Genomic DNA, 13,402 nt, shown 5'->3' with positions numbered 1-13,402 from the left:
ATATGTCTAAATCAATAGAAAAAATGATTAGTCACTTGAAAAATCAAGGGTTTGTTTTTCAAGGATCAGAAATTTATGGAGGTTTAGCAAATAGTTGAGATTATGGTCCTTTAGGGTGTGAAGTTAAAAATAAATTAAAAAAGGTTTGATGAGATTTTTTTATTAAAAAAAATCCTTTAAACATAGGATTAGATAGCTCAATTATTTTAAATTCTAAAGTTTGAAAAGCTTCTGGTCATGTTGATGGGTTTAATGATCCATTAATTGATTGTAAGAATTGTAAAAGTAGATGAAGAGCAGATAAGTTAATTGAAGAATTTGATCCATCTATTAATACTGGAATAATGAGTAATTTACAATTAGAAGAATATATAAATCAAAATAATATAGTATGTAAAAAGTGTCAAAAAAAAGATTTTACACAGATTAGAAAATTTGCTTTAATGTTTAAAACTAATCAAGGTGTTTTAGAAGATGATTCTTCAATTGTTTATTTAAGACCTGAAACAGCTCAAGGAATTTTTATTAATTTTAAAAACGTTCAAAGAAGTATGAGAAAAAAACTTCCATTTGGAATTGGTCAAATTGGAAAATCTTTTAGAAATGAAATTACTCCTGGTAATTTTATTTTTAGAACTAGAGAATTTGAACAAATGGAATTAGAGTTCTTTTTTGATCCAAATGATTCTAATGATTGATTTAAATATTGATTAGAACAAATAGAAATATTTTTAACTCAAAAAATTTCTCTTGATAAAAATAATTACAAAATTAGAGAAAATTTAAAAGATGAATTAGCTCATTATGCTTTAAAAACGAGTGATATTGAATTTAATTTTCCCTTTGGATGAGGAGAATTATGAGGAATTAGTCACCGTTCTGATTTTGATTTAAAAGTGCATCAAGATTTAAGTAAAGAAGATTTAACAGTTTTAAAAGAAGAAAATAATCAAAAAATTCTAGCTAATGTTATTGAACCAAGTGTTGGAGTTGAAAGATTGATGTTAGCTATTTTTTGACAAGCATACACTGAAGAACAATTAGAAGAAAATAATTCAAGAATAGTTTTAAAATTACCTTATAATTTAGCTCCATACCAAGTTGCTATAACTCCATTATCTAAACAATTAAATCAAAATGCTAATCAATTATTTTTAGAATTATTAAAAGATTTTGATGCTGTTTATGATGAAACTGGAAATATAGGAAAACGTTATAGAAGACAAGATGCAATTGGTACTCCATTTGTTATAACTTATGATTTTCAAACATTAGAAGATCAAAAGGTAACTATTAGATATAGAGATACAATGAAGCAAGAAAGAATTTTAATTTCTCAATTAAAAGACTTTTTAAACTCACAATTTAATTAATCAAACATAAATTTAAAGATTAATAAGAGGTGATTGCATGGTATATATAACAAATGAAAAAATTAATGAAATCATTTCACGAGCTAGTATTGTTGATATAATTTCTTCTTATTTACATCTAATTAAAAAAGGTAATAATTATTTGGCTATTTGTCCTTTTCATAATGATTCAAACCCATCACTAACGATTTCACCACAAAAAAGAATTTATACTTGTTTTAGTTGTAAAGCCACTGGAAATGTTATTAATTTTATAAAAGATTATGAGCATGTTGATTTTTTAACAGCTTTAAAAACAGTATGTCAAAAATCTAATATACAACTTGATGAATTAAAAGATTTTCATCAACCTATAAAAGATTTAGAATCTGAAATGATTTTTAAATTAAATTCTGAAGCAAATGATATTTTTAAAACCACTTTATTTTCTAATTTAGGGACTAATGCTTTAGAATATTTAAAACTAAGAAATATTAGTATTGAAGAAATTAAAAAGTTTGAAATAGGATTTGCTAGTGATAAAACAAATCTTGTTCAAAAATTACTAGATAAAAACTATAATAGTTTAGATATTGAAAAAGCTAATTTAGGAATTATTACTAATAGTTATAATAAAGATTATTTTACAAATAGAATTATTTTTCCAATTAAAGATGAAAATAATCATATTATTGGTTTTAGTGGTCGAAGTTATACTAAAGATAACGAACCCAAATATTTAAACACTAAAGAAAATAAAGTTTTTAAAAAATCTCATTTAGCTTATAATATAGCCAATGCATTAAAAATTAGTAAAGCCTTAAAACAAATAATTGTTTTAGAAGGTTTTATGGATGTTATTAGTTTAAGTAGAATTGATATTAATAATGTTATTGCTTTAATGGGTACTAGTCTATCTAATTATCATCTTGAGTTATTTAAAAAACATAATTTAGAAGTTTTGCTTTTTTTAGATGGTGATGATCCTGGAGTTCAAGCAAATATTAAGATTAGTCATCAATTATTAAAACAGCAAATTAATGTAAAAATTATTGATAATCAAACTAGTTATGATCCTGATGAATTAATTAATAATGATATTGAATATCTTAAACAAATTATTAATAAACCTATTCACCCTATTAATTATTTAATAGAAAAAAAATGAATAAAAACTGATATTAATGATCCTGATCAAATTGAAGATTTTATCAAAAATGTTTTAAATTTTATAGTTGATCTTAATAACAATATATTAGTTGAAAATACTATTAAAAAACTATGTGAATTAACTAAAATTTCAGAACAAACTATTAAAAAAACTTTAGATGATTTAAAAATTAAATCAAATAAACAACAAACTAATAAAAATACTATTCAAAAACTTTACACAACTAATAAACCTATTAGTAAAAAACTTCCAGTTGATTTTATAAAAAAAGAATATATTAATGCTGAACAAAGAATTTTTGTTTCATTACTGATAAGTGATCAATTTTTAGATAAAATTGCAGCTAATGTTGAAAAGATGATTCATCCAGATATTAAATATGCAACAATTAATCTAATTAATTTATATAATAAAAAAATTTATCAAGGAAATGATATTAATAAAGCATTTGAACTACTTAAAGAGTATAATCTTATGGGCTTTGATAAAAAACAAGAAGAAATTATTAATAATTCTTTAATAACACAAATAGCAATTAAAGAGTCTGAAATTGATGATGCTTTTAATAAATTAGATTTATATCATAAACATGCAGAAGTTTTAAATTTAAAAAAAATGCTTGCTGAAAGTAAAAACAAAACAGAGAGAATTCAGATTTGAAATGGAATTGATACTCTGAAAAACAAAAAGAAAAAGAGGTAATTATGGCTAAATTTAATAATAAAACAGAATTAAAAAAGATTGCTTCATTTGATGATTTTTTAGATTATACAGTTTCATTTGCAAAAAAGAATAACAATAGAGTTTCATCTGAAGATGTATTAGAAGTTTTTGCTAATATTTTTCCAAATGCTTCAGATAATGAATCTGAAAAATTATTAGATGTTTTACAAAATAAAGGTGTAATTTTTTCAGATCTATTAGATGATCTTGTAATAGAAGAAATCGATCAACATGAAGAAGAACTTGAAGAATTAGAAAATTTAGAAGATCTAGAAGATTTAGATTTTGAATTAGATAATACTTCAACTAGTTTAGGTGATGATTTTGATATACATATTAATGATGATTTAGATGAATTTAAACAAGCAAAAAGTGCAGCTTTAAGAGGAAGAAAATCTGCAAAATCTTCAAATCATATGAAATATCGTGTTGGTGGTATTAGTAATGAAACTAAAATTCAAGACATTATTAAAACATATTTTTATAAAATAGGTCAAGCTCCTATTTTAACAAAAGATCAAGAAATAATGTATGCTAAAATGGCAGTTAGTGATGATCCTGAAGATGTTAAAGAAGGTAGAAATAAATTAATTGAATCAAACTTAAAACTAGTTATTTCTGTTGCTAGAAAACATTTAAATCGTGGATTAGATTTTGCAGATTTAATTGAAGAGGGAAATATTGGTTTAATGAAAGCTGTTGATAAATTTGAATATGAAAAAGGATTTAAATTTTCAACTTATGCTACTTGATGAATTCGTCAAGCAATAACAAGAGCTATTGCTGATCAAGCAAGAACTATTAGAATCCCAGTACATATGGTTGAAACAATTAACAAATTAGCAAGAGTTGAACGTCAGTTAACTCAAGAGTTAGGAAGAGAACCTAATGCTGAAGAAATTGCTAATAGAGTTGGTGAGGGTATAACTTCTGATAAAGTTATTGAAATTAAAAAACTTTCAATTGAACCAGTAAGTTTAGAAAAACCTTTTGGTGATGAAGATGATACTCACTTTGGAGATTTTGTTGAAGATAAAGATATGGTTTCTCCAAATGAATATACTGAAAAAGAAATTCTAAAAGAAGTTATGGATAAAGTTTTTGAAGATATGCCACCAAGAGAAGAAAAAGTTATTAGAATGAGATATGGAATTGTTCCTACAAGATTAAGAACTTTATTAAGACTTGCTCAAGAATGTAATGATTCATCTGCTAAAGAATTAAAGCAAGCAATTGAAGAATTAGATATTCATTTAGATACACCAATTGAAAAAGTTAGAAAATTTAATAATGAAATTATTAATAATAATTTAGCAAAATATGATTCAGCAAGAACTTTAGAAGAAGTTGGAAAAGAATTAAATGTTACTAGAGAAAGAATTAGACAAATTGAAGCAAAAACTATTAGAAAATTAAAACAACCATCACCAAATAATAAATCTGGAAAAACATTAAAAGAATTTTATAAAGGATATTAATGTTGTCTTTTAGATTAAAACAAGTTGCAAAATTAATTAATAATACATCAACAATAGCTGATATTGGTACTGATCATGCTTACTTACCAATATATTTGGTTCAAAATAATAAAACTAAACTTGCTTATGCTTGTGATCTTAATCAAAAACCTTTAAAAATAGCTCAAGATAATATTAAAAAATTTGGTTTAGAAGGCCAAATTTTTGCCATTTTATCTAATGGTTTAGAATTTGTTAAAAACGAACAAATTTCAAATATAGATTATGCAACAATTTGTGGTTTAGGAAGTCAAACTATTTTAGAAATTTTAAAAAATGATCATCATAAGATTAGTAGTTATATAATTTGTTCTAATACTCCTATTAAAAACCTTAGATTATGAGCTTATAAAAATAATTATTTAATTAAAAATGAATTATTTTTATTTGAAGATAATCACTATTATTGGTTAATTGAAATTAATAAAACTCAAAAATCTGATCATTTAAATGAATTAGATATAGAATTTGGTCAAAAACAGTTTTTTTATAAAAACAGTTTATATATTAGTTATTTAGAAAGTGAAATTATCAATTTAAAAAAGATTTTAAACAAAATTAATCCAGCCAATTTAAGATATTTAGAAATTAAACATCAAATTAATAAAATTAGAAAGTATATAAATGTTATTAAATAATATTACTACTTATTTAAATAAGTTATTTAATCCTAAAAAAGCTAGTAGTTGAGATCATGTTGGTTTTCAATTTGAAAGCAAAAAACTAGCTAATATAAATATAAAACAAGTTTTAATATGTTTGGATTTAACTAATGATTGTTTAGAATTTGCTATTAATAATCAAATTCAATTAATTATTACAAGACACCCCTTTATTTTTAATGAATTAAAATTAGAAAAGAAAAATCCTAATAAAAAACAAATGATAAAAAAACTAATAAAAAACAAAATTATAGTTTTTTCAATTCATACAAATTATGATTCTAGTATTAGACAAAATTTATTTGAAATTTTAAATAAAAAATTAGAAATCAATTCTTTTAAAAAATATGGTAAAGACAAAGAATCAAATTTATTTTATTTAAATCAAAAAATAACTATTAATAATTTAGTTAATAAACTTAAAGAAATTTTTAGTTTAGATCAAATTAGATTAAACTCAAATACTAATTTAGATGCTAAAATTAAAGATTTCTATTTAACTAGTGGTTCTGGAGCTAGTACAATGATTGAAAATTCATTAAAAAATTGTACTTTTATAACTGGTGAAGTTAAATGAGATCAATGAATTTATGCAAATAGTAATAATGTTAATTTAATAGAAATTGGACATTATGCTGAAAACCATTTTGTTGAAGATCTTAAAAATAAATTACAAGTTCAATTTAAAGATTTACAAATATTTAGTTATGATATTAAAAATCAATTTATAGAAAAATAGGTGATAAAATGAAATTTACTGATTTTGGTTTTAAAAAGTATATTAATGATACTTTAGATCAAATTGAATTTATAGCTCCAACTTCAATTCAAAAAAAAGTAATTCCTTTATTAAAAAAATACCAAAATGTTATTGCTTTAGCACATACAGGAACAGGTAAAACTCATAGTTTTTTATTACCTATTTTAAATAATTTAAAATTAGAAGAAAATAGTGATAATTACGTTCAAGCAGTAATTATTACTCCAACTAGAGAACTTGGTTTACAAATTTATCAAAACATTAAACTATTTTTAAAAAATAATTCTTTAATTAGTTGTAATTTATTTATTGGCGGAGAAGATATTAGTAAAAATATTGAACAATTAGAAAAAAAACAACCACATATTGTAATTGGAACACCAACTAGATTAAAAGAACTTTATGATTTAAATAAATTAAGATTAACAACTACAAGTTATTTTATTATTGATGAATGTGATATGATTTTTGATCTAGGTTTTATTGAAGATGTTGATTATTTAATTTCTAAAATTAATCAAAATGCTACAATTGGAATATTTAGTGCAACTATTTCTCAACAACTTAGTGTGTTTTGTAAAAAATATATTAAAAATGCTCATTTTATTGATGATAGTCAAAATAAAATTTCAACAAGTAATGTTAAACATATTTTAATTGATACTAAAAATAAAGAACTAGAGCAAAGTTTAATACAAATTATTAATTCAATTAATCCTTTTTTATGTATTATTTTTGTTAATCAAAAAGATGAAATTAGTAAAATAGTTGAAATCTTGCATAAAAATAATATTAAACAAGTTGCTGAATTACATGGTAACTTACAACCAAGATTAAGATTATCAATGTTAAAAAAAATTCAAAATAATGAATTTAAATATTTAGTCGCAACTGATGTTGCTTCTAGAGGTGTTGATATTAAAGGTGTAAGTCATATTATTTCAATTAATTTACCAAATGATTTAACTTACTATATACATAGATCTGGAAGAACTGGAAGAAATAATTCAACTGGATATAGTTATATAATTTATAATTTAAAAAATAAAATTAAAATTGAAGAACTAATTAAAAAAGGTATTGAATTTGAAACTAAGAAACTTATTGACAATCAGTTAGTTGATATAAAAACTAATTATAAAAAAGTTAAAGTTTTTAAAGAATTAGATGCTGAATCAAAACAAGTTATAAGTAAATATCAAAATAAAAAAGTTAAACCAGGTTATAAGAAAAAAAGAAAACAAGAGCTTGATAAAATTAAACAAAAAATAAGACGTAAACATATTAAAGAAAATATTGAAAAAATAAAAAAAGCAAAATATCAAAAAAGAAGATCAGAACTATTTGATTAGATATTTTATGTAATAATATATTTTATAAAGGATAAAATATGCAATTACCAACCATTAAACCTAAAAAAAATAATAACTTAACTGATGAAGAAATTAATGAAATAAAACAAGACCCTTCATATGAAAAAAGTTATATAAAAATTTTTAATAAACACAAAAAGAAAGTAGAACATCAAACTTATTTTAAAAGTAGTTTTTGATGAGATATTTTTATTATTGCCTTAGCTGCTTTAGCTAATACAATAACAATGGATTATTTTATTTTAGCAACTGGAGATACAGGATTATTTCCTGGTGGAACTGCAACAATTGCTAGATTTTTAAGTATTATTTTAAATAAAAATATTAATTTATCTTCATCAAGTAGTTTTTTTATATTTTTATTTCTTGTCAATCTTCCTTTTTTTATTTTTGGGTTTATTAAAGTTGGAATTAAGTTTACTTTAACATCATTACTATATATTTTGTTAAGTATTAGCTGAAATCAAATTATTACTAGACTTCCAGTAATTAATCCAGATCAATGATCTTTAATTATTAATTACAAACTAATTTCATCTTTACCAAGTGAATGGTCATCTAAATTATGATTATTTGTTTTTTCTATTTTTGGTGGATTATTTTTAGGTTTAACTTATTCATTAACATATAAAGTAGGTTCTTCAACTGCTGGAACTGATTTTATTAGTGCTTATGTTTCAAAAAAATATAATAAACAAATTGGTTCAATTAATATGAAAATTAATTTTACTTTATTAATAGTTTTTGTAATTTTAAATACAGCAATTATGCCAATTTATAAAATTGATTCAACAGCAAAACTAAGTGTTTTAAATACATTAAACGATCCTCAGTTTACTGAAATTTATAATAAAGCAAAAGATTCAGGAAAATTTATTTCTGATGTTAATTCACACCATCATTTCTATTTACCAACAAATTGATCTATTAATGATCAAAAAAATTGAACAAGACAACAAATAGCTCAAACTATTGCTTCAAATGCTGATTTTGTAGGTTATGATAATTTAACGACTATTATTAAATTAAAATTTATATTTGGTCCAAGTTTATTTGCTTCATTTATTTGTTTTGTGATTCAAGGTGTTGTTATTGATCGAGTTTATCCAAAAAATAAATTATTTACAGTTTTAATTTCAACAACAAAACCAAGAGAAGTAAAAAATTATTTATTTGAGTCTGGATATAGAAATAATATTCATTTTTTAGAAAATCAAACAGCTAAAAAAGAAAATGGTTATATTGCTCAAAGTGTAATTATGATTCATATTGGATGAATGGATTGAAAACCACTTCAAGTTGGAGCTTATAATATTGATCAAGATATGATGATTTCATTAATTAGAACCAAAAAAGTTCAAGGGCCTTGAAGTTATTCGTTAGATACTCAAAAAAGAGAGTTATCTTTATATAAAAAAGTGATTATTGACAGAAAAATGATGAGTAAAATTGAAAAAGAATCTGTTTTAATGACTAAACAAAAAATTACAAATGATAAAAAAATAAAAACAAAGAGTAAAATAATTTAGTTTTAAGTATAAAATTTTAAAGTGTTATAATTATTCTATCGAGTTTGTTTTTTAGTATTTAAATTTTTTAGGTTTTAATTTTTTAAAGGAGAAGTAGATAATGAAAAATAGATTAGCTAGCTTTAAAAAAATTCTACGTTTTATTATTATGCTAATCCTTATTTTAACTTTATTAACTGGAATTGGTTTTTCTAGTTATAAAATAGCTAATAATACTTTGTATGGTTCTAAGTTTGTTGGTGGTTATCAAGCTTTGGTTGGTGTTTATGATAAAACTAAAAATCAAGAAGAAGAAATCCCAAATGGTGATGCTTTTAAAGGGGCTAAATCACTAGAAAAAAAACTATCTCCATTTTCTGATAATACTATTGAAACTCAACAAGCTGGTCTTTCACGTGTTTTTATTAAAGCTTCAAAAAAAGCTTATTCTAATAATCAAGATGATTTTAAAAATGCCATTGAAAGAACTGGTGGTTTATTTATTTTAGATAAAAATTATCAAGATATTTTCTTTAATGAAGAATTAATGAAAATTATTGGAGTTGGTGAAGTTTATTCAAAAAATTCTTCTGATAAAAGAGTTAATAAAAAACTTACTTTAGAAGAGTTTTTAGGTGAAGCAAGAGCTGAATCATTACAACCTGCTAACTTTTCAAATAAAAACTCTCCTTTTGTTAGTTTTAATTTAAAAAATGAATATTTAAAAAATTTAATAGATCCAAAAAAAAATAAAGATAGCAATTCATTAACTATGATTACTTCAGTTGGTCATGTTATTGAAACTTTAAGAACTTATTATAAAAAAGCAAATTCAACTAATAAGCAAATTATTGAAAAATATTTAAATACTTACTTTAATCAAATTATCAAACCAATTCAAGATTATATTAGTAGTCATACATCAGATACTTTAGCAGTTAAAACTTTAAAAGATTTATTTGCTATTGAATATAGTACAACTACTACAGAAGGTACATCTGGAAATTTAACTATTCAAAGAACTAGTTTAGTTGATTCTAAAATTAATAAGTGATGAAAAAGTAACCAAACAGGTAAAATTGAAAATACTAATGATTTAAAATATGTTTTATTTGGAACTAATAATTTAGATAAAAAAAATGATAGACATATTTTTAGATTTACAAATTCAGTTAATAAATATTTATATGATGCTAATGCCAGTGAAAAAGATTTTATTAAAGATGATAAAGGTAATGTTGGTAAATATTATAATAAATTAAAAATTAGTAGTGATAATAGTATTTCACAAGATGAAGAATTAGATTATATTGATAAAGTTTCTAATAAACTGATTTTAATAATAATGACTGAAATTTTGTTTAAAAAAGATACAACTGATAAAGAACATGTTGTTAATAGAAACTTAGACCAAACTTTATTTAGAAATAATGTTTTATTACATAATAATCAAATATCACCAGATAATACTAGAATAGTTACAACTAATCCTGCTATTGTTACAGATAGAAAAACTCAAATAACTAAACTTTATATTCCTGTATGAAGTAATACAATGGCAAAACAAGTTGAATCTGATATTTTACAAACTTCATTAGGATATACTTTTAAAGTTTTATCAATTAAAGAGTTTAGTGCTGATATTACTAATATAATGTTAATTGTTACTTTAGGATGTTTAGTAATTTTAGCACTAGCAGTTCTAGTGTTTATGTTATTTTCATATAGATTATTAGGATTATTTGCAATTGTTCTTGCTGCAATTTCAGCTTCACTAACAATGTTAGTACCAATTATTTTTAATATGGCAATTGGTCCTGAAATTTTTATGATAATGTTTGTTGGTATTGGTTTAATACTAGATGCAAGTATTATTTATTTTGAAAACTTAAAAACTCATATTTATAAAGAAAAATTATCTCCAGAATCTTCATTTAAGATTAGTAATAAAGATACTTTAACTATTTTACTAGACACATCATTTATTATTTTAATCCCAAATATTTTATTATTTATTTTTGGATCTGGAGCTTTAAAAAATTTAGCTACAATTAGTGTTATTAATATATTAATAGTTATTTTGTTTGTTATTTTAGGTTTACGTTTATTAACTTGAATAGTTTTAAAATCTAAGTTATTTACAAAATATCCCTGATTATTGCCATTAAATACTTTAAAAAACTCTCAATCAACTTGATTTAATGATTTGATGTTAAGTCTTTATTCATCAAGAATTGAGAACTTAAATTCTAAATTAAAACTAACTACTAAAGATTTAATTAAGTTAAAAAAAATTAAAGATAAATATAATTTTTATTTAAATAAACAACAACAAATTATTAAATCTAAAAAAGAAAATCAACTTAAAAAAGATCAAGTTAAACTAGAATCTGTAAATAACTATTTATTAAAGCTTGAAGAAAAAAGAGAAAAACTAACTACTAAAGATTTAATTAAGTTAAAAAAAATTAAAGATAAATATAATTTTTATTTAAATAAACAACAACAAATTATTAAATCTAAAAAAGAAGAAACTAAAGAATATAAAAAGATTCAAGCAAAATTAGACTTATTAAATAAACGCTTATTAAAATTTGAAAATAAAATTTCAAAAAAAACTAATAAAAAATCTTTAATTAAATCATCAATAAAAAACAATTTAATAAAACAAGAATATTTAAAAGCTAAAATTGATCAATTAACATCAAATCAAGTATTAGAAAGTTTAGAAAATAAAAATAATCAAAGAAAAATTTTTAAAATTAATAAAATATTTACAATTATTTTTATAACTTGTACTTTTTTAGGAGCGATTATTGGATTTACAATTGGTCCAAATTATAGCTCAAGTTTTGGTAAAAGTATTTCAGTTATTGCTTATGGTCAAAAAGTTAATGATATTTATGATAATTTAAATGAATCAATAAGAAACTATAAACAATTTGACAAATCTACTAAAAGAGGTAGAGAAATTGTTAAAATGGGTGAGTATCTTGAAAGAGTTAAATTTAGTCAAGATGCTTATATGAAATCAATACTAAACAAAAATTATACTGATTTAGATAAAGTCAATAAAAATAGATGAGCTAGTTATGTTGTAGCTCAAATTTATAAAGAAATTGTTAATAAAAACTATGTAAGTTTATGAAAAAATCCAGTTTCTTATAATAAATATTTTAGAGCTAGTGTTGATGTTGATTATGGTTATGATTTTGTTGACACTAATAATAAAGATCTTGATAATAAGCAATTAGCTTATGTAAGTTTTAGAATAATTAATGCTAAAGATAATAGAATTATTAATATTTTTGAAAAATTATTTGTTAGAGATAATTTACAAAATCCAGATTTATCTATTAGATATGATCATGATGATAATAATTCATCTAGTGGTATTATTAATTTAGTAAACATACCAGTTACTGCATATGGTGAAATTAAAAATATAGCAATTATATTTGCAATTACTTTATTAGCATTATTAATTTATATTTTAATTAGATTTAAATGAACTTATTTTGTAGCTTTAGCATTAACATTAGTTTTAACAATAGTTTTAGTAAGTTCATTAGTAATTATTTTTAGAGTACCAGTTGGAATTGAAATTTTAAGCGCTATTTTAGCTGTATTAAGTTTTACTATTATTACTTGTGTATTATTTTTAGGAAAAGGTAAGTCAATTATTAAATCAAAAGACAATAAAACTTTTTCTGAAATGTTTGAAAAAGAAATACTTGCTTATTCAAATAAAAAAGTTACTAGATATCAAGTAGATAATAAAATTTATAAACTTAAAGTTGAATATAAAAATAATAAAAAGAATTTGATTAAACAACAATTAGAATCAAAAAATATTAAATCTATATTAGCTAAAATGTTTTTTAAACTAAAACAGAATTTAAAATTACGTTTTAATAAAAAACACAATCAGTTATATAAAAATTTAAAATTAGAGATTAAAGAAAATAAAAAGATTTTAAAACAACATAAAAAACATACCAAAATTGAAATTGATTTAATTGCTAATAATAATGCCTTTTTAAAAGAAACTTTTATTAATGTTTTTAAATTTGGTATAAGTAGAAGTTTTTTAGTAACAACAATTTATATAATTTATGCTTTAATAATTTCATTTGGTATGTATTCAATTATTGGAATGGGATTAACTATTAGTATTGGCATTTTAATAGCTAGCTTAGTTTCATTGTTAATTGCTTTACCTATTTGAATTTGATTAGAAAAAAAACGTATGATACATGTTTTAGGATATAGATACTATGTTCAAAACTTTAAAATAAATCAAGAAGAACAAATCATTAATGGAATTAATGATTAG

8 protein-coding genes are annotated in these 13,402 nt (G+C 21.7%); all 8 read left to right on the top strand.

All coding sequences use genetic code 4. From position 1 onward, the window contains the following. The first annotated feature begins 2 nt into the window (after positions 1 to 2). The 8 genes from V2P32_RS02845 (at position 3) to V2P32_RS02810 (ending at position 13,402) form a co-directional block, all read left to right on the top strand. Complete coding sequence (locus V2P32_RS02845; protein WP_013447809.1) at positions 3 to 1,373, top strand: glycine--tRNA ligase; 1,371 nt, start codon at positions 3 to 5, stop codon at positions 1,371 to 1,373. A gap of 37 nt (positions 1,374 to 1,410) precedes the next feature. Further along, a complete protein-coding gene (gene dnaG / locus V2P32_RS02840) occupies positions 1,411 to 3,225 on the top strand; it encodes a DNA primase (protein ID WP_434343230.1) in 1,815 nt (604 codons plus the stop codon). Positions 3,226 to 3,227: 2 nt separating this feature from the next. Next, entirely contained in the window at positions 3,228 to 4,724 is a 1,497-nt protein-coding gene (locus V2P32_RS02835; protein ID WP_434343229.1) for a sigma-70 family RNA polymerase sigma factor, read from the top strand. Beyond that, complete coding sequence (locus V2P32_RS02830) at positions 4,724 to 5,401, top strand: tRNA (adenine(22)-N(1))-methyltransferase (protein WP_434343228.1); 678 nt, start codon at positions 4,724 to 4,726, stop codon at positions 5,399 to 5,401. The genes V2P32_RS02835 and V2P32_RS02830 overlap by 1 nt, the downstream gene beginning before the upstream one ends. Further along, positions 5,388 to 6,164: a Nif3-like dinuclear metal center hexameric protein gene (locus V2P32_RS02825; protein WP_014584402.1), complete on the top strand. Its 777-nt coding sequence runs from the start codon at positions 5,388 to 5,390 to the stop codon at positions 6,162 to 6,164. The genes V2P32_RS02830 and V2P32_RS02825 overlap by 14 nt, the downstream gene beginning before the upstream one ends. 8 nt (positions 6,165 to 6,172) lie before the next feature. Then, positions 6,173 to 7,537, top strand: coding sequence for a DEAD/DEAH box helicase (locus V2P32_RS02820; protein WP_434343227.1), 1,365 nt, complete (start codon positions 6,173 to 6,175; stop codon positions 7,535 to 7,537). A gap of 38 nt (positions 7,538 to 7,575) precedes the next feature. Beyond that, a complete protein-coding gene (locus tag V2P32_RS02815) occupies positions 7,576 to 9,087 on the top strand; it encodes a YitT family ABC transporter (RefSeq protein ID WP_434343226.1) in 1,512 nt (503 codons plus the stop codon). Between the two features lie 100 nt (positions 9,088 to 9,187). Then, positions 9,188 to 13,402: a protein translocase SecDF, variant type gene (locus V2P32_RS02810; RefSeq protein ID WP_434343225.1), complete on the top strand. Its 4,215-nt coding sequence runs from the start codon at positions 9,188 to 9,190 to the stop codon at positions 13,400 to 13,402.

This window comes from Mycoplasma sp. 06067-C1-B144P-99-0482-3, from assembly GCF_051053925.1.
Lineage (GTDB): Bacteria > Bacillota_I > Bacilli_A > Mycoplasmatales > Mycoplasmataceae > Mycoplasma > Mycoplasma leachii.
This window is presented reverse-complemented; position numbering and strand designations above follow the sequence as displayed.